Source organism: Variovorax sp. P1_G12 (genome assembly GCF_056405555.1).
In genome coordinates this window covers 185,776-208,138 of the sequence record NZ_JBFUBW010000003.1, presented here as the reverse complement: position 1 = coordinate 208,138, position 22,363 = coordinate 185,776, and the positions used below count along the sequence as shown (strand labels likewise).

The window sequence follows — 22,363 nt, the reverse complement described above, 5'->3', positions numbered from 1 at the left end:
GTTTGGGCTGTCATGCCACCAAAAGGTGGCCCACACCCAATTCGGGATTTCCTTGGTGGTGTAGTGCATCGCCACGACCGCCATGAAGTCGCCCTTCTGGGCGCCGCCTGCGGCTCCCGGTCTGGTTGACCTGCGTCGCTTGATCCTGGGTGAGTTGAAAATGGTAGAACGCACTCAATGGAACCACGCGTGAGCCCTTGAACTGCTTGCCTGACGAAAAGATATCTCGCTTTTCCCCGGCAGGAATGCTCTTCCGTTTCGGATCAATGGCCACTACCCGAGCCCATGTGCTCTCCGGTTGGCTAGGAGCAACGTCAACTGGCGCTTGTTCGTCCCACATCGGCAATGCCGTGAATCCAGTCTTCTTGACAAGCTTCCAGACGATCTTCAACGACATCGCTTTGGGAGGATAGTCCTTGATTCGACGGTCGTTGATCGGCGTATTCGCTGGCCAGGCTGAATTAAGGGCATCTAGTGTGGATGCCATGTTTAGCTTGTTTGTGCGTGTGTGATCGCGTAGTTCCTCGTTGAAGAGCGTGAACGCAAGGTTGGACTCACCGATGGCCTGGGGTGCAGCGCCGCCTCCTGCCGGCAAGAACTGCCGTGGCACAGAGAAGCGCCGCTGTAGCGATCTGACACCTTGTGGAGACGGCCCTGCACCGAACACCTCCGGTCCCGAGTACCACGTTTCCCACACCGCCTCGGACGTTGGGTCTTGCGGCCTCGCTGGTTGGGTGAGCCCGGCAAAGACCATCCATGCATGCAGTCGCAGCGCGCTTTCGTTGCCGGAGTTAAGTGCTGCCAATATGGTGTCGCTGCTGGCGGGGAAATCGAATCCAGCGGGGATCGGCGCGTACTTGGCCGCAACCTGCGTCAGCCCGGGACTGGATGCACAGATTCCCAAGATCAACAGTAGAGGCCGCACAATCGACGTTCCCATGTTGCTTCTCCTGCGTCAGCTCCGGTCTTCTGGGTTGTTCTTGGCCCGACTGAATGATGGGGACCGGGTGCAGCGCACGGTAGCACACGCTGCCAACGCCGGGATCACCAGTATTGATGAGCTGCATTGGGCTGTTGCCGGTTTCGTTGACACCGAGCCGGTCGACGACCCGCGTCGACGGAAATCGCTTCGAGCGACTATCGGCATTGCGCTCGACGATTCCGTCTGCCTCCAACTCGAGTGCTTGCGCGAGTGGATGCTTGAAGAGGTGCCTCCTGCTGCCAGAAACACCTGGCATCTTTCCGGCGCTGGCTCGTCAGCGAGGTGGCGTCATTGCCCACAGTCTTGTTAGACCACAGTGTCCGGCCTAAGCGAGTTCAGCAACGGCGCGAGAACACACTTGAGGCTTATCGTGTTCGCGCGCATTGCGTTCCGAGACGTTCCTCGAAAGGGACAGATGTTCGCGAAGGCAACATCGGCTCGCTTTTCATCCAAGGCCGTCAACACCTCCTCGAGGAGGTAGTTCATTCCAACTTCTTCATCCTGGTCGGCGTAGAACGACGCGACACGCCGCATTGAATCGGCAGGATCTGCGCTACTGACGAATAGATCAAGTTCGTGGTCCAAGGCGTCGTGTACGGCGAGCGCTTTCCTCGGGATGCCGCCTGGATTCTTCGCCACGATCAGCGTCTCCCCTCGATAGCTGTCGCCCATCCATCCAGCAAACGGACGCGAAAAGTGGATGCTCTGGGGCGCATCCTTCATCAAAAGGGCTCGATCAACGCGGGAGGCTTGCTGAAAGGCGGCGGCAGACCGCGCGTATAAGTCTGAATTGGGAAGGGACATGCCATGGATCGTATCCGGCTCAATCAGAGCAGCTATCCTGCTTTCCTCTCGACTCTCAACCAACTGAGGAAGATTCCGCATGCCAGATCAACCCGCGCCTCACGGAGAACAGCAAAGCAGCAACCGTCGCTATCGATACGGCGACATCTCAACCTGGCAGTTGGTCCTCAATGCGGTGAAAGCGCTGGGCGGGCCTGTCAGCCCTGGAGAGGTCGGCGCACACATCGTCGCAAGCGTCCCCGACTTCGCGCGGGCAAACCTCTCCCCGGACCTCTCGGTCATGTCCGTCAACAGCAACTCGCGAGGGCATCACGCTGTCAACACCCGCCCGCGTCGAACCGACACGGGAAACCCATACGACCAACTGTTCCGCATCGGGAGAGGTCGGGGCGTTCGCTTCGTTCTGTATGACCCTGCCGTGCACGGCGTGTGGGAGTTATACGACCCCGGCGTCAAGCCCCTGAGGCTGCGGTTGATCTCAAGCGCCGACGACATCGAACTCGAACGCGCTCGTAATGAAGTGCGTGAAGCCGGCGAACTCGACCCCACCGATCCCGCGGACGCGCGCAGGCGGATCATGGCTTCGGTGGTTCAGCGCGAAGGCCAGCCTGCTTTTCGTGAGGCCCTGCCCTGCTGCGCGGCTACGGCAACGCCTGCGCAATCACCGGATGTACCGTCGTCCCCCTGCTGGAGGCGGCGCACATCGTCCCCTATCGCGGGGCTCACACCAATGTCGTCTCGAACGGCCTGTTGCTACGAGCCGATCTCCACGAGCTCTTCGACCTCCAATCTCATCCGCATCGATCCGGCGCGCCGGACTCTACATGTGAGCGAAGAATTGATGAACAGCGAGCATGGGTCTTTAGCGGGAAAGACACTTCGACCTCCCTCCTCCGCAGAGGACGCACCGAGCATCGCATCGCTTGCCGACCACCAGTCAAGGTGCGTGTGGGCTGCGCTGGACCAGGCTCAATGAAAAAGACGTGTCATTGCTGTTGCACAGGCGACGAGTCGGCCGTCCGCGTCCGTTAGACGGGCGTCATGAGCGGTAGACACGCCATGTGCCTTTTCTGGATCTGATTGAGTATCCCGCCGGAAGGGCGGCTTTCGCTGCGCAGCGCATCTCGCTGCCTGCGGCGCCGGGCCTAGGCCTGGTTGCCGAGCTTCACCCGCTCGTGAACACCATGCCGTGGGCCCCGTAAGCAGGTCGACCTTATTACTACCCCACCGCATGCGCTCGGCATCGGCCGCGGGGATGAAAAGTTTCTTTGTGGCGAGCTCCTTGCGTTACTTGAAATAGCCGTGCTTCGCGAGCCACCAGAGCCCGCCCACGATGCCACAGGCGATGGCCAGGCGCAGGATGCCGAACAGGAGGTCCATGAGCTGCCTGGCGAAGTGCCAACCCCAGCTCGCCTCTTTCTTGTGGGTGACGTGATATCTGTTCATGGGATGCCTTGTTGTGTGATCCTTCGCTTGATCTCGGCGTCGTACTCGTCCTTGGTGATGAGTTGTCCACGGATGAACCCGTCAGCGTTGACCTCGGTGATGCGCACGGCGTACTGGTGCTGTCGGATGACAGCGCGCTTTACCTCGCTCGGCCGTGGCCAGCGCCGTCCACTGATGACGATCAGGCGAGCGGGCATGCCGCTAGTCATCGCATCGCTGGCATGCTTGAAGTACTTCTTGCCCTTAGGGTAGTTGACCCAGTCGCCACGAATGCACTGAAGCCAGTCCTTGCCGCCCTCGCAGATGATCTCCGTCACGTTTGGGTCGTTTGATCCGGGCTGGTCCCACGCCGTGAGCACGACGCCTTGTGTGGTCTCAGCCGACCAGTTGCAGCTGGGGTTGGCAAGCCCGCACTCGCGCCAGCAATCGTTGAAGCCGGTGTTCTTCATGGGAGTCTTTCAAGGTGAGGCAGAACGCGAAGAGCGAGACCCCACGACGCCGGGGCCAGTCGGGTCCGTGCAATGAATTTATGCTTCGGCCACTCGTGCGGTACCCTCCTTCAAGGAGGGGAAGCGAGGCCCCCACCGTGATTCGTGCGGTAGTTCACAAAGCACCGGTCCCCCTAACGCGACTCTTGACTTGCCTACGTGAGTTGCGCGACGGGAACGACAGGAAAGCGCCAGACTGCGGGCGCAAGCGTCGCCACCGGGGAAGGGCGGCTTTCGCTGCAGAGCCGAATTCGGCGAACAGAGCCGTCCAACGGTCTTGGGGCGGCCCACGTCCTGTCATTGCCGCGTGCTCAAACCGAGTTAAAAACCGCCCCATTCGCCGCCGGCTGCCCCTGCGCCCGCTCGTACACACGAATGACGCCGCGCAGCCGCTCGCACTCGCGCTCCAGGGCGGCGACCCAGGCGCGGGCATGCTGGGCTTCGTTGTAGGCCTGCGTGTGCAAGGCGGCCATGCCCCAGCGGCTCTCGAACCAGAGAGTTAAATACACCGCGCGGGGCGCGTTGCCGCTGGCCTGGTAGCGCTGCAGCGTGCGCAGGCTCACGCCCAGGTGGCGGGCGATGTTCTTGCGCGGCTCCACCTGGTCGGCGAGCAGGTAGTCCAGGGGTGGCAGGCGGGCGAACGAAGGCGCGAGGAAGGGCATGGCAAGGCTCCTGCGACGATACGAAATGCGCGAGAGCCGGCGATGCCGACCCCGAACGCAATGACAGTTTGTCGCAGGCCAGCGTTAGACCGCGGCGCCCTTTTCTTCCTATGCCGTGCGGGCTTTTCCTGGGCAGAGTGAGCGCGTAAAACCCTCCACCTCCCCCCGCCGGATTGAAACCCTTCTACCGCCCTCCCCGCTCTGCCGCCTTTTCCCCGCAGCCTTCGACGGGGGCTCCGCAGGTCAATCAACATAATTGTGACTGCATAATTTTTCCCCGACTTTTGCCTGCGAACGGCTGCGTTGCCGCCCTGCGTTCATTGCGCTAGCGGCGGCGGCAGCCAGAAGCAGCTCGATGGGATCGAGCTAACGATTGTCGAAAGAGCCGATCGCCGATCGCTCGCTCAACGGGCGAAACCGCCGACAAAGGCCGCGCCGCCACCGCCCCACGTGCCCCAATCCACGTTATTCATCTCGTCGATCTGAGCCTCTCGCAGATCCTCGCTGTTCATGCGTTGTTGATATCGCATTTCCTGGTAGACCGAGTACTGGGCCGAGTTGCCGACCAGCGCCATTCCATTTGAGGAATCGCGCATCACGTAGTAGAGGCCTCCCTTGTACTTGACGGGCGTGACGGTGTCTTTGGGTAGTTTGGCGTAGAGCGCGGTCTGYTCAGGAGTGGTCGGTGAAACGATCTTGAAGCCCGCCGCGATTGCGATCTTGTCACGGTCCGGGTGGCCAGTTGCGCAGCCGGCSGTCATCGCAATCAATGCCASGGCGCAGATGCTCTTGAAGATGGTTGGAAGTKTTTTCATTGCTTTTCGYTTGGAGTTGGCGACAGGTGATTRGGCAGCGCAGCAGGCCGTTCTCTGTTCGATGCAGAATGCWCTGGGAGCTTGGCCTGCAATGTAACCTCTCTGCTGACGCGCACGCAACGGCCGACGCACTCGYCGACCCCCTCCTCCACAACCTGAGTGCGGGCGTCGCCGCCGTCGGCGAAGCCTGCGAGCAGGGTTCGCTTGAAGTCGATGTCCACGGCATGCTGCATCTGCCTGCCGTGACGGCCCTGCCTGAGGAGGGTGAGCCGCGGCGCTTGCGCGAGCTCATCGACAGGGAGATCGGCGACGTACAGTTCCCCGATGTCCTGCTGGAGTATCGATGCCCAGTGCAACTACAACGAGGCGCTCCTGGGCCACCGGGCGTAGTGCGTGAGGGGAAGATTGAAATCCTGTTTCGTCGCATCGGCGCGCTGCTTCAAGCGTGCTCGGAAGGATGCAGCCAGGTTGCGGCTCGTGCCAGTCCGCGACCCACACGACGATCGGCTGAGTCGGGATCACGTTGCGGTAGAGGTTCGGGAAGATCGGCGAGTCGTGCTTGCTGTCGGTGGTGCGATCGAAGCGCCGACGAGGCTTGATGCCCAGGGCCCTGGGTCTTCATCACGCGGGTGACCCGCTTGTGGTTGACCACATGGCCACGGCAGCGCGCACCAATCTCTCAGCGGCCAAGGAAATACCCGCGCGTGAGATCACCCTGCAATGAGCGTGTCGTCCCTTGTCTTTCGGAGAATGGGGGCGCACCTTCTCTTGGATCGCGCACAAGTTGACAGGCACTGGCGAGATCATCGATCGCATCACGACAGTTGGGGTCGTGAAGCCCAGCCCACCGCGGAAGAAGGAGCTTCGCCCTTCGGGTGAGCCTCAAACGAGTGTTGTGCCGGTGTGGGTGCGCAGCGCGGCAAGAATGTCGGGGCGCAGCACCTTGAGGCCGTTGTCGATGCCGAGCTTTCGGTAGCTCTCCCACTGGGCCTCGTCGAAAAACTGATCCGCGGTGGTCTGCTGCGGATAGTGCGGATCGGCCAGGGCGTATTCGAGAACATCCGCGGCCGCGTCCGATGGAACCGCCGGCTTGAACAGGACGATCCAGCAGTGTGGGGCCTTGTTCGGAAAGCTCGCCTTCAGCAGGACCGCTCGCTTGGAGAAGGTCGCCGCGAGCCCGGCCGTCGCAGTGCGCGGCAAGCACATCCACGCCCTGAACTCCTCCGGCATGCCAAACACTTCGCCGAGGACCTTGTCCGATGCAGCGGCAGCGTCGACCTGGAGCTCGATGCCGAAGTCGATGCGCACCAGACGAATGAGGATAGCCAGGTCGCCGAACTCATAGTCGCGGTCGGCACCGGCGTCGGTTGCAAAGGCGAAGCCGACGTTTCGCGAGGGCCGGAGCATTTCATAGAGAGCGATGTTCTCGAAGTGACCCCCGTCGGACAGGTATTGCCAGTCGCGCCGAAGCCCGAAGAACCTCGCTTGGAGTTCATCGGCTAGGTAGGACTGGGTCCGGAACAAGAATCGGCCCAGGCGAGCCATCCAGCTTGCGGTGGTTGACGGCTTGCTGGCGCCCGGACACTTCCACCACGTCCCGAGCCTGACGTTCGCCGCACCCAGCAGGAGCGAAAGCCCCAGCGATGTCTGTCTACCGAGCCCCGTCGAAGCGGCTGCGCCGGACGTCGAGATCCACTTGCCGACCGACGGCGTCGCATCGATGTTGCCGGTCGCCGCGTCGCGGTAGCCAAACCGGTCACCGCCAATCCAGTAGCACGGCGGCGAGACCGCCATGGGGAGACCTTTGCGGTCGCGTTGTACCAGTTGCTCTGCAGGGTCGACTGTGCTGTTCAGGGTGACGTTGATGAGGTGGAACGGGGCGAGCGAAGTTGGCAGTCCGCTCTTCGGGTCGACGAAGTCCTTCATCTCGACGTCGTCGCCTTGCACCGGCTCTGCCGCACTTTGGTCCTTCCCGCCTCTGGACGCGCCGCCGCGTTTCCCATTCGACGCGCCAAGATAGGCTCGGGTCAGGCGCGCGGCGTACAGAGTCTGCAAGCTCGACAGGTTGATGAAACTCGGGAACACCCCGGTCAGCAGGGCCAACCCAAGAACACAGACCGAGACGACGATGAATGTCATGCTGGTGCTAGTCGTGCGCTCGACATCGGGCATCTGTCCGCCCCAAAGAATCCACGCGAATGCGACGCTCCACAGGAGCGCGACACACAGGATGATCAATACGCCGGCCGCGCCGGCAAGCGTCATCAGGGGAATCCGGGACACGAGGCCCTTGGCTTTCGGAGCAGTCAGGAAGCTCACGCCACGTTTGACCAGCGCCGTGAGCACGCCTGCAATCCCCAGCGAAGAGGCAAGCGCCGTCACCGAGCCGCCGCGCACGACCAGCAGGTAGATGGATTGCCCGAGCGCCTCGAGGAGCGCCAGCACGGTGAGCGCGACCGCTAGCACCAGTGCGTTGCGCAGCCACCTCGTGAGGTGCACGCGTTGGGCAACGGCGGCGCTCTCCCCCCTCACAGCGGCGACAAGTAAGGTCGCGAAGTAGAACACCAGGCTCAGGAGAAGCAGGCCAGCAAAGGCCAAGGCGACCGAAGCCCGCTGCGGGACTGGGTCGTGGCGCGACAAGAACCATAAGATCACTGTCAGCGCAAGCGTGCCCCAGGCGGCGAGGCTGGGCAGAAATGCGCCTCGCTTTCCCGCCCACCAGTACGCAAGCCCGGCCGGGCAGGCCCACAGAAGGAAGATTGCGATGGGTATGTAGGCGGTCGGGCTCCACCACATCTCGAACGATAGAGGTGAGCTGAGTGGCGGCTGCGGCAACCAGCGGACGTCATATGTCAAGGCAAGCTGCCAGAGCGGCCCGCGAAGGACAGAGAGAACGGCGAAGGCAAGAACAAAGATCGTGCCGATGACGTACTGCACTGCGACCCAGTTCCGAATCGCCAGCGCTATGTCATAGGCCAAGTCCCCCGGGCCAGTGGGCGTCAGATACCGGCCGTTGTCACGCAGCCAGGCCAATGGGAATCGCACCCAGTCCGCCGCGGCGGCGGGGCGGTCCGCCTCGATTCTTCCGGGCGGCTCGACGCTGAGCACCTTGAATGCATGCTCGGCCGCGTGCGCATCGGCGTCGCTGGGCGCGGCCGGCTGGAGCCGACCTGGGAGGAACAGGCTGACGAGAAAGCTACCGACGTAGCCGCCGCCGCTCACAGTCGACAGATAGTCGATAGAGGACAGTAGCGAGTTGGCGTATGTCGGAGCGACCCCTGGGGCGACTGTCGATTTGGTGCTGAGTGTGATCGCCTGGATCACCCCCAGCGAGAAAGTTGCACTGCGTATGCCGCCACCAGAGAGAGCGAGAGCGCAGAACCGGGCGTTGGTGGCGATCGCGGCCTCGTTCTTGCCCTGCTCCAGGAGGAAGACCGCATGCCGTCTCGCCCTCACCTCTGCAACGGAGTCATTCGATTTAACCGCAGGCGTATCTCCCATGATCCGAACTCCAGGGCATGAAAGGCGCAGATTAATCGCGCTGACACGAGTCAATGTCGGCGTTCGACCGGCTGCCTCCTCCCCCTTGATGAGATCAGGGCAAGTCTTTGACTCGCTCAGGGAACCGCGACATCACGCGTGAGGCGCTCGGCCAGTTGTCAATTTTGCCGTCGAGCAAATACTCCGACACCGCCAATCCACATTTCAAGCCCTCTGTGCCGTCCTCCCCGACCTTGAATGCAAGCAGATGCCGTAGCCGTTATGGATCGAGGAAGCGGCCCCGCCGCCGGGAACTTCTCCTGTTCGTGCGCGAAGATCTGCTTGATCATGGGTTGCCAAATGTACGCTACAAGTAGTACTCACGATTGAGGAGGCGGCGTGGTTGCATGGGTGGCATCGTGCTGATGGCGGGCACGTTCAAGAGCCTTTTTCTTTTGCCTGCCAAGTTGTCCATGCCGTCTGTCACATCGGCGTGACAACGCACGAGAAAGAGGCGCGGACATGACGCTGAAAAAAAGCACCGGCCTGGGCGGGATCACGAACCTGTCGGTCTTCGCCCCGATCAAGTCCGGCATGGTGATAGGTTTCGACCCCGTGAGCTATCTCGAACGCTTGCGCAAGGTGCTCGACGCGTTGTTCTCCGCGCGGCAGAACACTCGCGAATCAGAGTTGCTGCAGCCAATCTTCCCCGATGTGATTGGGCAGTTCTCGATCATTCACCACTTCCGCTACGCCATCGTGCCGCCGGATCCGGCGGCGCCGACCCAGTCGGGCATCGGCATCTGGCGCCTGTCCCTGAACGTGACCTTCGACGGCGGCTGGGAGACCTACATGCGGGTGATCTACCGCGACATCGGCACGCTGCTCGACTTGCTATTCTCTCATTGCGAAGGCTATCCCGGCTCACGCACCTCGCGCTTCGAAACTTACTGCGCCTGGGTGCGCGCCAACGAGGTCGAGGCCGGCACCTTCTACGCCGATTCGGCGATGCCGCTGGGCGATCACCCCTATCTTGCGGCGGTGGAGAAGGCGCAACGTGAGCGTGGCGACCGGGTCACGCTCGACGCAGAGATCGCAAGACTCGCGGTGCCCTCCGCGGCAAGGCAACAGGCAGATGCGATGAGCAAGGCGACGGCCAACCGGTTAGGCACCCTGGTGCTGCCGCTACGCACGCTCAAGGGACTGTACCGGCTGTCGATCTATTTCCCCAGCGGCAACGCGGCCAACAACGACGGTGAAATGGGCACACTGCGCCGCTTCGCCCAGTCAATCCTGCAAGGGCCCCTGAAGGTCATGCAGGATCTCAACGCCAACCTTGGCTCGCCCCAGGAAAGCGCTATCTGGGCCAAGACGCGCGTGCAGCTTGCCGACGAGTTGGCCTGGCTCAAGGGCCCGCCCGCCGCGCCGGTCGCAGCTGTGGCGGCGTTGCCCTACAACCCAGCGCAACTGCAGGCCCACATCTTCGGCAGCGCTGAACTCATCACCCACGGCTGCGTGGTGTTGCTGCGCGTCGAGAATGCCCAACAGGCAATCGCGCACCTGGCCAGCCTGACCCCGAAATGCGGCCCGATGACGCCGGGGGGCATCGGCTACCTGTGCGGCTTCACGTATGCAGGGCTCCAGGCGCTTGCCATCTCGCCCGTGCGGCTGAACGAATTCCCACAGGAGTTCATCGAGGGCATGGAGAGCCGCTGCGCGGTGCTGGGCGACGTACGGGGCAATCACCCCGACCGCTGGCGCAGGCCAGTGGCCTATGGGCAGCAAGCCGGCGGCGGCCGACGCATTGACATGAGGGCAGTCCACATAGTCATCCAACTGCGCATGATCGACGCAACAAATACGTCATCCACCCTGCACCCCACGTTGAGAACCGCGGTGGACGCCCTGCAAGCCGCGGGCACCGGCTTGCGCGTGCTGGCCGTCGAGCCGACACGCAGCTACCGCAACCAGGCGCAACAGACCACGGGGCACCTGGACTTCGTCGACGGCATCAGCCAGCCGCAGGTCTATTCAAGCCAGTCCCCCGCGATTCCGGCGGTCGCGCACAGCGACCTGGTGAGTGCCGGCGAACTGCTGCTGGGCCATGGCAACGATCGAGGCGATGCGCCGAACCCGGCAATCGATCCCCTCCTGATGAATGGCACGTACCTCGTCGTGCGAAAGATCCGCCAGCGCGTCGACCACGTGGACAGTGCGATGGCGGGTCTCTCGGCCCCGCAGCGCGACGAGTTGCTCGCGCACATGATGGGCCGGCAGTCATCCGGCACGCCGCTGGCGCCCCTGCCCACCGGCGCCACCGGGCCGAACGATTTCAACTACGCGGCGCCCGTCGCGAGCGACGCCTGCCCGTTTCATTCCCACATTCGCCGTGCAAACCCGCGCGATGGGCGGCCCTATATCCCGCGCATCCTGCGCCGCGGCGTCTCATACGGCCCGAAGTCGACCACCGATCGCACCACCGAGCGCGGCGTGATGTTCCTGGCCTACTGCGCCAGCATCGCCGAGCAGTTCGAGTCGATCCAGCGCTGGATCGCCGGCGGCAACAGCAGCGGCGTGGGCTCGTCGCAGGGCGACCCGTTCTTGCGGGTGCCACAGGCCGGAGAGTCGTACATGTTCCGCTATTTCGACGGCAACGGCAGCGTCGCCAGGTTCACCTTCGACGACAAGCCGCTGGCGCAGCTCGAATGGGGCGTGTACCTGTTCGTGCCCCCGCTGGCCGTGCTGGCCAGCCTGAACTCCTATGTGGCCGGCCCGCCGGCGCCGGTCGCGCAGCAACCCTTGCCCCCGGTGGAAACGCCGGCGCAGCAGGAGGCCGCCGCGCGCGACGTCGTGCGGCAGCGCCTTGACGATCCTGACAAGGCGCCAGCCGCATGGGCGCTGGTCCGCGCGGGCGACGCATCGCTGCAGGGCACGCCCTATGGGAAACTCCTGGGAACGCAGGCGGAGGTGTTCAAGGCGCTGAAAGACCACGCCCGAAGCGAGTACTCGGTCGAGGGCTACGGCGTCCGCATGACCGCATCGATCGGGCTGAACCTGCTGGGCCTGGACCCGGGGCCCAAGCGCACCGAGCAACAGCCCCTCAATGCCGCGATCCTGTCCATCGACGAAAAGGCTGCGTACGACGCGACCGCGCCGATCGTGAAATCTCTGCTGACCCAGTTCCCCGACCTGCCCCCGTTGAATCCGGACGACCCGGTGCGGCGCCCGATCGATCTGGTCAGCTTCAGCGACTTCGTGATGGCGGCCTTGTGCAAGGCATGGATCGGGCTGCCCGACACACTACCTCCAGCGCCCTCCGCGTTCATGCAGACGGGCGGGCGCCTCGAAGAAAACGCCGGCATGCCCCGGTGTCCCGGGAACTTTGCGACCACATCGCGATTTATCTTTTCTCCGCATCCCCGCGCGGAGGTGCAGCAGGCGGGTTGCCAGCAGGGTCAGTCGGTACTCAAGGCCGTGAAAGACTGGCTCCAGAGTGGAGGCACGCCGGGAACGCTTGCCGCGACAATCAAGACCCAATTGGGACCCACCGTTTCCGAAGAGACGTATGCGCTCAGCCTCGCCGGCGTGCTGCTTGGCTTTCCGCCCACGGTGCAAGGCAACTTCATCCGCACGATGGAGACCTGGATCAAGGACGAGGCGCTCTGGCAGCACCAGCAAGCCTTGTTCGAATCGACCACCGGCGTCGACCCCACCTACGACGAAGCCAACGCCGCCCTGCGCGGCCCGCTCTTCGCCACGATGCGCAGACGCCCGGTGCCGGAGATGCTGTGGCGCAGTCCCGTCAAAGCCGGTGTAGTCAACCAGGACGACAACATGCGCGTCGTCCTTGGCCTCACGTCCGCGTTGACCGATCCCACCACACCCAACGAGCTGATATTCGGCCGCGACAAGGCGGGCGCCGCGCAACCCACCGTGCATGGCTGCCCCGGTTACGCGATGGCCATGGGTGTTCTGCTGGCCATGTTCGCCGGCCTGATGAACGCCGGTACGCTGCGATCGACGGGATCGCCGGTGCTGCTGATCCTCACGCCACCATAGGGCCGGTCAACGCAATTTCCGGCGGGACGGAAGCCGCGTCGATGGACGCACGCAAATGCATCGCGTGCGCGAGATGCCATGGCATGCTCATGCGCTCGAAGGCGCATGTGGCCTCGTCGAGTTGCGAGTTCAGGCGGTGCCCCTGATGGCACCACGCGATCTCAGCGGCGCACAGTTGTGTCACGGCGATCTCGTGCGCCGAATCACGCGCCCGCGCCGTCTTCATCGCCATGTCGAAATAGTGCAGAACTTGCTCCGGCCTGTGGGACGCAGCGGCGTCGCGGGCCAACGCGCGGTAACTCATGGCCACACCCAGAAAATCGCGCTGCCGGCCCCGTTGCAGCGCCTGCGCGGCGTGGCGGCGGGCGGCGTCGCGCCGCCCGGCATGGATCAGGCCGGCGGCCAGCCAGCCATGGTTGAGCGAGCGGAACAACGCACTCTCGCGCGGCTCCAGCCAAGCCGTGACGTCAATGATGGTCTGCAGGAATTCGGGCTGGCGCGTCAGCATCCAACCGGCGAAGGCATCCATCGCACGCGCCACCGACAACTGCGTGAGGCTGCGTGTCGCTTCGGCAATGCGGCCGGACTCCTCGGCGGCCGTACGCGCCTCTTCCCAGCGACCCTGCCACAGCAGCACCGCACTCTGCAGACCGTGGATAGTGGTGCCGATCTCATGGGAAGCGGAGGCGATGCAGCTGACCGCTTCCTCGAAACACTCGTGCGCCTGGGCGAACAGGCCACGGTCGCCCAGCACGCAGGCGCGACAGACCAGCGAGTAGGCCAGACCGACGTTGAGGTGGCGCCCGCTTCGGTGTAGGCGCTTGACGGCAATGGCCTCGTCCAGGAAAACCAGCGCGCGATCGTACTGCGCGGTGGCACCATGCGCCTCGCCCAGTGCCGCCACGACCTGCATCGTCAACTTTTCGTCCCGCGCAGCCTGCGCCTCGATCAGCGCCCGCTCGCAGTGGGCGATAGCGATCAGGCAATCGCCCAGCCCATAGCTGATGTAGCCGAGCCAATGGCGCGAACGTGCAATTGTCGCGACATCGCCATATCGCTCGGCGAGTTCGACTGCGCGAACGTACAGGGGAAGCTCGCTGCGCACCGGGTCGAACACACACACGCGACCCAGCCGCTGGACGATAGCGACCCAACGCAGTGCCACCTCGGGGCTCATGGGCAGCCGGTCGAGCGCGGCAAGCGCTACGCGATACAGAGAGCGCGCGCGGTCAAGCGCCGAGGCGGAGAGAGCCCTGTCGCCCGCCATTTCGGCGAAGCGCGCCGCCTGGACTGCGTCGCCGCCCGCATCGAAGTGCAAGGCCAGCGCTTCCAGGGCCTCGCCTCCGGATCCGACGGCGGCGTGCTGCCGTATGGCCTCGGCAATGCGCAGGTGCAACTCCTGGCGAAGATGCAGGCCCACGGACTCGTAGATGATGTCGCGCGTGAGGCCGTGCTTGAACCGCAAAGTGCCGGACATCTCACCGGGAAAGATGAAATCCTGCTCGGCCAAGCCCAACTGCAGTGGCCCGTCCGCACGGTGGCCCGTGATGGCTTCGAGCAGCCACGCGGGAATCACGTTGCCGATCACAGCGGCCACGCGCACCAGCTCGATCTGGGCCGCAGGCAATTGCTGCACGCGCGACTCGACGAGCCGGTTCAGCCACCCCGATCCCTGCGCTCGTCCCATGCGCCGCCCCGAATCGGCGCGTGCCGCCGAGTGGCACAACTCCTCCAGGAACAGCGGGTTACCGCTGGCATGACTGCAGATTTCCTCGACGACGAACGGATCGAGCCCAGGCATGCGGATCTCTATTGCGCGTGTCGCCTCGGCATCGCTCAATGGCATTAGCGCAAGAGTTTGGTCCGCGACCACGGTCCCTTGCGTGGCGGCGATCAGGCGCGTCGACAGCACGATCAGCAGCCGTCCATCCCGGCGTTTGCGCAGCGCGGCCAACACTTGGTGTGATGCATCGTCCGCCCATTGCCAGTCGTCCACGAACAACAACAGCGGCCGCTGCGCAGCCACCTGCGCGAACAACGCGTCAAAGCCTTGCGGCGTGTTGGGCGGCGCTTCGACGGCCAACGATTGCAACATGTGATGAAACGGTTGCAGTGGCTCGGCACGCAATTCGCTCTCGCAGTAGCCGCGCAGTACCGTGCAGCCGCGCTGCACGACCCGCCCCAGGAAGTGTTCGACCAGTCGCGTCTTGCCGATGCCTGGAGGCCCGGCAACCGCGACCGAGCGGGTGTGCCCGGCGATCGCATCGTCCATCGCGCGTTCCAGCAGAGCAAGCTCGGCACGGCGGCCCACGAATACGGTGGGGCCTTGGCGAGACGTGGCGGCGAAGCTCTCGGCCAGGCTGGCGCGGGCGTCCACGCGGTAGACCAGCAGCGGCGCGGCGCGGCCCTTGACCTTCAGCAGGTGCGGCGGACCGGTGAGAAAGAATCGACTGGCGGGTCCGAGTGTCTCCTCGCTGACCAGGATCTCGTGCGGACCTGCGGCGTCAGACAACCTGGAGGTGATGTTGGGCACCGGGCCGAGCAGTTCAAAACGGCCCAACTCGACATCGCCGCCGCTCATAAGCACCAGGCCGGAATGGATGCCGGTATGCAGGCGCAGCGTGCGGCTTTCCGGGAGCTGGGACCGCAGTTCCCGGATCCTCTGGTGCATCTCCAGGGCGGCCACGACCGCGCCCCGGCCGTCGTCTTCGCGCGTCACCGGATAGCCGAACATCGCCAGCAGCCCATCGCCCTGGACACGCACCACCATCCCGCCATGCCGCGGGATGGTGTCTCGGTAGACCTTACGCACCGCGTCCAGGATGGCAGCGTAGTGCTCAGTCTCGATGACTTCTGCGAGCTCTGTGGAGTCGGAGAGGTCGGCGAAGAGCAAGGTCAGATAGCGCCTGCCGAGCTCGATGCCAGTCAACTCGCCATGCGACTCGTTGTTCATGGGTTCCCCAGAACCGCAAGGGTCCGACGGAATCCGCCACAAGTCAATAAGCCGATTGATCCACCGGCCAAAGGGGGGACCGCCACATTGGGATCCGGGACATCACGATTGAATCCAGGGCTCAACCAGCAGCGGGTTTTCTCGATGCACCGAGGCAGCGACAGGCCTCGGGGCCATTTCGATGTGCGGGTCTTGGCCTAGATCCATCCGCCCCCCCTTTGGGACGAAGTTCAGTCGATTCTGGATGCCTCACGCCCTAGGCTGCCAAGCTGGCAGCTTGAAGGGCCGGTAGCCACGCTGTGTTGGCGAGTTTCGCGAAGCCCGCGGGGTTCGGGTGAAGCTCGTTGGCCCAATCCCCTGGCGAAAGAATGTTCCTGGTGTCGACGACGACGATCCTGTTCGGGAGAGATTTCCTCAGAGCATCCATGTTGTCGGCGCACCTGTCGATCAAGAGATTGACGCAACCCTGCTGCAGCGGAAGCGGGATCTGGGCGTCGTCAAACGCTGGCTTCAGCCAGGCTTCAGTTCCAGGAATTGCCGGTTTGCCCGTCGGGATCGCGTAGTCGTAGGTGTGAAGGAAGACCTTGACGTCCGGCGGCATCCTATTGAGCGCCCGGTGGATAAGAATCGCATAGTTCTCGAAGGTCTGCGCCATCAGCCAGTTCAGGGTTCCCTCATCGTCTATGCCGCCATCCCGAAAGCACCCCGCGGATGTCGTTTCACCAGAGCAGTCTTGCTTGAGCAGGGGCCGCATGTCTGACATTCCAGCAAACTCGTTGCCGCCGCCACTCAGGAATAGCGCTTGCGCCGACGGCGCCCAGAACTTCAGCAGCTGATTGGCAAGTGTCTTGTACTTGCCGCTGACGAAATAGCCAATCTCTGCGCCCATGTAGGCCACAGTCTTGCAGGAATGACCTTTCGTCGATAGAAAGTTGTTGATGTGATTGATGAGGGAGCCGCCGAGGAAGACATAGGAGAACCACGAGTCTCCCATCGCGATCGAGTCAGTTCCTGTGTCCTCGCCGACGGTGGCGATGTTCGGATAGTTTGAGATCGGCATGGGCTCTGGTCCTTAGGTTGAATAGAACGCTCGCGCGGCCTGGGCGGTTCGGGTCCACGTTATCCTGCTCGAAATTGCGAGGCGGATCATGACCACTTCTGCGGATGCGCAGCGTGTGGAAAGGCGCTATGGACAGGCCCGGAAGTCGTCCGACAGGTCGCGAGACTCAACGCTCACGCAGCCCCCGTTGCTCAGGTCGCTGCACAGCGCAGCACCTCGTCACTCGGAGTGCGTCGAAACGCCGGGGTGACCTGCACGGTGTCCTCAACGGGGTGACCCGCAAAGGGCTCCTCAAGCAAGTCGGCCGACGCCACGCCCGAGACCGAGCATTTGTTGGTCAGGGCCAGTGCCGAATACAGCTTGGCGGCCGCGACGTTGCCGATGGACCCAATGCGCTACACCAACAGGCGCACCGATGTCTCGTTATGGCTGGCCCCATTCCTACCAGACATACGGAATGACACGATGACGTACACGGCTTGCGTATTCGTTGTAGCCGGGAAGATCGCGGCGCAAGATCCTTTCTTCATCAAGAAGCCGCCAGAAAAGCACCGGCAGGACGAGCGGGACGAGACAGATCGTGAGCCACGAGCCAAGTGCCAGCGGCATGCCGATGAAAAGCCAGAGCGCGCCAGCGTACATAGGATGACGCACATACGCGTAGGGGCCGCTGTCGATCACTCTTTGATTGGCCGTGACACTGATGTTCGCTGCTGCGTAACTATTGACCTTCAGCACCCAGAAAATAAAGAGAAATGACAATACGATCACGATGTTCCCGACAAAGGACAAGTATGCGGGCACCGGCGAGACGCCAAAGCGGTAGTCGAGTGGAGGTAGGATGATAAAAACAGAAAACGCGAGAATGATGAGCGACACGATGATCTTCTGCGACCATTCTTTCTCATGCTGTGGTCCGGCATTCATGCGGCGCTCGAGAAGCGGCCTGTCGTGGAGGGCGAGATAGACGGTGAAGCCGATGGTCAAGACGGAAAAGACTGCGATGAAGAGCCAGCCTTGCCAATAATTCCACGTGCCCGCGGGCAAGAAAATAAAGGCAACGAATACGGCCATCCCCGCAACCCCTTGCGCGATGGCTTTCTTGTAGAGCGGATCCATAGACACGTGAATGGTATATCCGGCGCCTTCGAAAACCATACGCCAGGCACGGCGGCGTCCAGCCTGCCGCGCGGCACCCGTGCCTTCAACACCGCGACCTGGTGGGGCGATCGCCGCGGGCGGCCGTTCCGCGACTAGTTCCGAGCAAGCGCGCGCCTGATGGCCACGTCGGTAAGCCCGGATCCTTTTGATAGCACTATCCAAGCGCGCTTCGACGAGCTCATTGCTCAACGTTCGAAGCTCCTCCAAGCCCGATCCCCAAGGCGACGAACCAACCTATCCGGCGATGCAAATGCAGAAAGACCGAATTGGTAGATCCGTGGATGAGCCGCTCGCCCAATCGACAATGGAAATCGGAGAAGAGTTCGCTCTGCAGATCTTCGAGCGGCGGCTTTGGAGCGCTCAGCGGAGGCGCCATTGGAGGCGGGATTGGCTGGATCGCTGACGAGTTGCGCGACTTCGACGAAAAGGGTGAGGCGATCACGCAGGGCTGCACCATGACCTTCAGCGGCCGCTGGATCACCGATTCCAGCCACCAGCACAACGAGATCCACGACATCGTCAGCGCCCAGCTGATCGAATGCAACGATTGCCAGAACGACAAGACAGGATCGTAGACCACCAGCCTCATCGCCGCGGTTGGCATCGGCCGCCACCCGACCGGACGTGATCCCTGATCACACTTTTCTCACCAAGATTGAGGGTGTCATCGTGTGTCGGAGGCGTCAAGATCTACGTTGCGGCGACATGACACCGTCTCGAACCACCGCCGATCGAAGGCGGAAACCATGTGCACTAAGGAGCGATCATGGACTTCATCGAGCAGATCTTCGGCATCTCTCCGGATGGCGGGTCCGGCGCGTTCGAGTTCCTTCTGTTCGCAATCCCGATTGCAGGCCTGTGCTACCTCGCACTGAAGCGGCGCAACCGCAAGGATAAGGATAAGGGGAAGTGACGCCGTCAGACGATCGAATCACCACCTGCCCCGTGGAGGCCCGCGATGGCAACAAAGAAAACCGGCGGCGACAAACAGCCGAAGTCGAAGCCCGTTCCGCGCTCTGAGGGCTCGGCGCGCCTCGCCAGCAAATCGGCCAGCGTGAAGTTGCTGAACGAGCCACCGACAATCGAGCGGCCCAGGCGCATCCATCCGCGCCACCTGCTTCCCCTGGTGCGCGAAGGTACTGAGCGCAACGTCCACAGCAGCACGCGCGACGCACGGTTCTCTGCGCCCACGTTCGCGGCGGAAGCCCCCGGTGACGAAGTCCGGATCGTGGTCAACACGGAGCTCGGCCAGCCGGCGGCGAACCGCACCGCCTCCAATGTGGGCGAGCCAACGTGCGCCGTCAACGGACAAGTCGTGCTCTACACCGGCAACTGGTATGCGGCCCTTTCGCTCGACGGGGGGGCGACGTTCCAGTTCATGGACCCGGCTACGGCGTTTCCTGACCCTTCTCCGAAGTCCCGGTTCTGCTGCGACCAGGTGGCGCAATACATACCGCAGATCGACACCTTCGTCTGGCTCCTCCAGTACGGGCCGGACGAAGGAGACAACATCCAACGCGTCGCCTTTGCAACGACGACCGACGCGGCGCAAGGCAGGTGGCGGCATTTGGACCTCACGACGCAGGTGTTTGGCGTGCCCGGAGCGTTCCTGGACTTTCCCGACCTTGCAGTCGGCCGCAATGATCTGTACGTCACGACCAACATCTTTGGACCCGGGCAGCGGTTCGGATCGGGCGTGGCGCGGATTCGGATCGACAGCCTGACTACCGCAACCCCGGCCATGGACGGCCGGCCTTTCGTCTCGTTTGATCTGCAGAGCTTTCGGGTGGCGCAGAACTGCACAGACACGGGGTTCTTCGCCGCGCATGCGGATACCAGTACGCTGGCCGTGTTTGGCTGGCCCGAGGGCCAGTCAAAGCCGTCGCGTGTCGACGTGCCAGTGGCCCGCTGGATCGGCGGCAACGGCTACATGTCACGGACACCCGACGGCCGACGCTGGCTCGACCGTGCCGATCCGCGCCTGACCGGTGCCACGCTAAACCAGGGGCAACTCTGGTTCGCGTGGAGCGTTGACCGGCGCTCGAACCAACGGGCCCAGCCCTTCGTGCAGATCGCGCGCATCGACGCCACGAACTTCTCGCTGCTGGAGAACATCAACGTGTTCGAGCCTCAGTCGGCCACGTGCTACGGGGCATTGTCCAGCAACGCGACAGGCGACGTCGGGATCACCTATATGGTAGGCGGCGGCCCGCGATTTCCGACCCATGTCGTCGGCATCCTCACCGCCACGCGCAAGGACGTGGTCGCCGCGAGCGGCGAGCGCGGCCCACTCGACGATGAGGGCAAGGGCGAGTGGGGCGACTACTTGGCGATTCGTCCCGTCTTCCCGGACCGGCGCCTGTTCGCCGCCACAGGGTTCACGATGAAGGGCATCGGCAACGGGTCGAACCGCGATGTCACACCTCGCTTCGTCATCTTCGGGCGTGTGGGTGAAATCGACGCGGCGGTGCCCTTGCCACCTGTACTGCCCCTGCCCGCGACGGATCGCGGCCTCGACGACTTGTCCACGGCGTTCACGGACGTGAACCGGTTGCCGACCGTGAGCGACCAGGTCGCTGCCACTATCGAGGCCGCGTGCATGGCCGAAGGCGCGCGCGGCATGCCCGCCGACCTCGAGATGATGGTCCCGCTGCGCATCGTCACCAAGCCCGGCGTGGAGCGCTGGCCGTTGAAGACCGGAACCGATCGCGACACGGTGCTCGTGGGCAAGAATGTGATCGACGGCCACAAGCTGCAAACCGGCGTGGTGGACGCCACCATCGAAGAGCTGGACCGGATCCCGCGTCCGGCGGACATGCGGCCGCAGAGCGAGCTGTTCCCGCGGTACCAGGAACGCCGGCGCGGCCCGGTCGAGTTCACGGTGTGGCGCGTCGAGTGCGACATCATCAGCGTGAAGCAGGAGGCCGATGGCGACTATCACCTGGTGCTTCTCGGTGCCGGTGGCAAGCAGATGATTGCCGAGGTGCCAACACCGCGCGCACCGTTCGTCGCGGCCAATTGCCCCTGGCTCGAGAACATCCGGGTCGCCCGCCAGGCCGTGGACGACAAGCTGATCGCCACGCTATCGCCGCACGACTTCGTGCAGCTCGATGACATGCTGGTGCCGCGCGACGCGGTCATAGGAGCGCCGCTCCAGCCGCTCGCGTTGGAGCGGTTGCCACCTTCGTTTGTGACGCGGGATGCACTCGACGCGGAGGACATGCCCACGTTCGCCGCGAAGGTGAAGCCAACACGCACGCGCATCACAGGCGTCGGTTTTTTTGACAAAGTTCACGGCCAGACCGGGGTCTCTCCACTCAACGGCATCGAGCTTCATCCCATCCTGAAGATCGAATGGCTGTAGCTCGGGAGATCACTTCTTTGGCGACTTGCCTGCGCGCTTCGCAGGCACCGGCGGCAACGGGCGGCGCTCGTGGATCTTCTTGTCGTCTGGCGCCACCGGCGGTTCGGGGGTCAGGTCGACCTGAACGACTCGGAAAGGGGGGAGCGACGGAGCGACGGCCGCGCCGGCCTTGCTGCGGCGCTGCTGGCGCTTGCGCGAAGGCGGGCTGCTTGGCGCGGTCACTTCATCGCTCCAGACACTGTTCCAGGACCACACTTTCCCTGCCCTCGGACCGCGCAAGATCTCTTTCCCTCGACGATCGCGTGGACACTTGGCGCAGCGAGGGGAGGGACATGCGGACCAAACAGCATGACCATGACCTGTATGTCAAATTGATGCACGGTAGGGGGGTCCTTTGGGCGGCCTCGTAGGCTAGCATGTGCTCGCCCACACCGGTTAATAGTGTGTCGCTGCGAGTTCACGTTGCGTGCCACGAGACGCGGGTCAATGGGCCCAAGTTCAATGCCGCCACCATCGCATGTTCCGCACGGCGCGGCACCGGATGATCAGGCCGTTCTTCTACAGGAACTTTCCCCCCTCYAAGAACGGGGGGATTTTTTCCAGTCCGCTTCCTAAGCTGACCATCACACTCATGTCCGGCATGACGTAAGCCCCGGTAGTCATCTAAAGTCGTCGTCGTCGGCGGCGGCGGCGTCGCCCGCCCGCTCGATGTACGTCGAGAGACTGACGCTGGCGCTGCACGATCGCCTGGGCCTGCAACTGCTCGGGCGTGCGATCTGGCACAACCCGGCCAAACCACCGGCCCCGCGCGGCGCGCCGGCGCGCGAGCGTGATGCATTCGCGGGGCCAGTTCGATTGCGCTGAAGGCCAGGTCTCGCCCGCAGCTTCGACGTTCTACTCGCTGGCCTTTTGAGCGAAAGGCGAGACCCTGGCTCCAGTGTGCTTCGCATCGCTATCGCGACAGAACCAGTTCATCGCCATGCCGAGCAGCAGTGCAAAGAGCAACACCGGCCCGCCATGGTGCTGCGACAGAAACGTGGCTGCGGCGGCCACGACGACGCTGGCGAGCACGCCGGGAAGAGGTGGCGT

General features: G+C 63.4%; 18 protein-coding genes and 1 pseudogene. 7 read left to right on the top strand and 12 right to left on the bottom strand.

All coding sequences use genetic code 11. The annotated features are described in order from the left end of the window. Positions 1-10: 10 nt before the first annotated feature. Together AC1D2O_RS05090 and AC1D2O_RS05085 are read right to left on the bottom strand one after the other, a co-directional pair. Positions 11-940, bottom strand: coding sequence for a hypothetical protein (locus AC1D2O_RS05090; protein WP_478156378.1), 930 nt, complete (start codon positions 938-940; stop codon positions 11-13). A gap of 348 nt (positions 941-1,288) precedes the next feature. Continuing rightward, positions 1,289-1,786, bottom strand: coding sequence for a hypothetical protein (locus tag AC1D2O_RS05085; protein WP_477650647.1), 498 nt, complete (start codon positions 1,784-1,786; stop codon positions 1,289-1,291). A 79-nt stretch (positions 1,787-1,865) separates the two neighbouring features. Here AC1D2O_RS05085 and AC1D2O_RS05080 point away from each other — a divergent pair. Together AC1D2O_RS05080 and AC1D2O_RS05075 are read left to right on the top strand one after the other, a co-directional pair. Further along, a pseudogene (locus AC1D2O_RS05080) lies at positions 1,866-2,162 on the top strand (DUF7669 domain-containing protein); the annotation flags it as partial. 254 nt (positions 2,163-2,416) lie between these two features. Then, positions 2,417-2,818 (top strand): HNH endonuclease, encoded by a 402-nt coding sequence (locus AC1D2O_RS05075; protein WP_478156442.1) that lies wholly within the window; start codon positions 2,417-2,419, stop codon positions 2,816-2,818. A gap of 255 nt (positions 2,819-3,073) precedes the next feature. On the opposite strand, the gene AC1D2O_RS05070 is transcribed toward AC1D2O_RS05075, so the two are convergent. From AC1D2O_RS05070 to AC1D2O_RS05050, 5 genes are all read right to left on the bottom strand, one after another. After that, positions 3,074-3,232: a hypothetical protein gene (locus AC1D2O_RS05070; RefSeq protein ID WP_478156376.1), complete on the bottom strand. Its 159-nt coding sequence runs from the start codon at positions 3,230-3,232 to the stop codon at positions 3,074-3,076. Further along, positions 3,229-3,681 (bottom strand): hypothetical protein, encoded by a 453-nt coding sequence (locus tag AC1D2O_RS05065; RefSeq protein ID WP_478156375.1) that lies wholly within the window; start codon positions 3,679-3,681, stop codon positions 3,229-3,231. Before AC1D2O_RS05065 ends, AC1D2O_RS05070 begins: the two co-directional genes overlap by 4 nt. 350 nt (positions 3,682-4,031) lie before the next feature. Then, positions 4,032-4,382, bottom strand: a complete 351-nt coding sequence (locus AC1D2O_RS05060; RefSeq protein ID WP_478156373.1) for a hypothetical protein — start codon at positions 4,380-4,382, stop codon at positions 4,032-4,034. Positions 4,383-4,786: 404 nt separating this feature from the next. Next, the gene (locus tag AC1D2O_RS05055) at positions 4,787-5,197 is read right to left on the bottom strand and encodes a hypothetical protein (protein ID WP_478156371.1); all 411 of its coding nucleotides are present in this window, start codon (positions 5,195-5,197) and stop codon (positions 4,787-4,789) included. Positions 5,198-6,079: 882 nt separating this feature from the next. After that, positions 6,080-8,698: a hypothetical protein gene (locus tag AC1D2O_RS05050; protein ID WP_478156369.1), complete on the bottom strand. Its 2,619-nt coding sequence runs from the start codon at positions 8,696-8,698 to the stop codon at positions 6,080-6,082. Between the two features lie 501 nt (positions 8,699-9,199). Here AC1D2O_RS05050 and AC1D2O_RS05045 point away from each other — a divergent pair. Continuing rightward, entirely contained in the window at positions 9,200-12,736 is a 3,537-nt protein-coding gene (locus tag AC1D2O_RS05045; RefSeq protein ID WP_478156367.1) for a Dyp-type peroxidase, read from the top strand. Here the strand turns inward: AC1D2O_RS05045 and AC1D2O_RS05040 are convergent. The 3 genes from AC1D2O_RS05040 to AC1D2O_RS05030 form a co-directional block, all read right to left on the bottom strand. Beyond that, the gene (locus tag AC1D2O_RS05040; protein WP_478156365.1) at positions 12,723-15,689 is read right to left on the bottom strand and encodes an ATP-binding protein; all 2,967 of its coding nucleotides are present in this window, start codon (positions 15,687-15,689) and stop codon (positions 12,723-12,725) included. The genes AC1D2O_RS05045 and AC1D2O_RS05040 overlap by 14 nt on opposite strands. 256 nt (positions 15,690-15,945) lie before the next feature. Continuing rightward, complete coding sequence (locus AC1D2O_RS05035) at positions 15,946-16,749, bottom strand: SGNH/GDSL hydrolase family protein (RefSeq protein WP_477650347.1); 804 nt, start codon at positions 16,747-16,749, stop codon at positions 15,946-15,948. A gap of 441 nt (positions 16,750-17,190) precedes the next feature. After that, positions 17,191-18,099 (bottom strand): methyltransferase family protein, encoded by a 909-nt coding sequence (locus AC1D2O_RS05030; protein WP_477650348.1) that lies wholly within the window; start codon positions 18,097-18,099, stop codon positions 17,191-17,193. A gap of 92 nt (positions 18,100-18,191) precedes the next feature. On the opposite strand from AC1D2O_RS05030, the gene AC1D2O_RS05025 reads away from it, so the two are divergent. The 3 genes from AC1D2O_RS05025 (at position 18,192) to AC1D2O_RS05015 (ending at position 21,274) form a co-directional block, all read left to right on the top strand. After that, on the top strand, positions 18,192-18,485 hold the full coding sequence (locus AC1D2O_RS05025; RefSeq protein WP_477650349.1) for a hypothetical protein: 294 nt from the start codon (positions 18,192-18,194) through the stop codon (positions 18,483-18,485). A gap of 191 nt (positions 18,486-18,676) precedes the next feature. Beyond that, complete coding sequence (locus AC1D2O_RS05020; RefSeq protein ID WP_477650350.1) at positions 18,677-18,823, top strand: hypothetical protein; 147 nt, start codon at positions 18,677-18,679, stop codon at positions 18,821-18,823. 45 nt (positions 18,824-18,868) lie between these two features. Continuing rightward, entirely contained in the window at positions 18,869-21,274 is a 2,406-nt protein-coding gene (locus AC1D2O_RS05015; protein ID WP_478156362.1) for a hypothetical protein, read from the top strand. A gap of 9 nt (positions 21,275-21,283) precedes the next feature. On the opposite strand, the gene AC1D2O_RS05010 is transcribed toward AC1D2O_RS05015, so the two are convergent. Further along, positions 21,284-21,496: a hypothetical protein gene (locus AC1D2O_RS05010; RefSeq protein WP_478095066.1), complete on the bottom strand. Its 213-nt coding sequence runs from the start codon at positions 21,494-21,496 to the stop codon at positions 21,284-21,286. Positions 21,497-21,982: 486 nt separating this feature from the next. Between AC1D2O_RS05010 and AC1D2O_RS05005 the strand changes: the two genes are divergently transcribed. Continuing rightward, a complete protein-coding gene (locus AC1D2O_RS05005; RefSeq protein WP_478094915.1) occupies positions 21,983-22,138 on the top strand; it encodes a hypothetical protein in 156 nt (51 codons plus the stop codon). 30 nt (positions 22,139-22,168) lie between these two features. Here AC1D2O_RS05005 and AC1D2O_RS05000 read toward each other — a convergent pair whose 3' ends face one another. Further along, entirely contained in the window at positions 22,169-22,345 is a 177-nt protein-coding gene (locus AC1D2O_RS05000) for a hypothetical protein (RefSeq protein WP_478094917.1), read from the bottom strand. Positions 22,346-22,363: the final 18 nt, after the last annotated feature.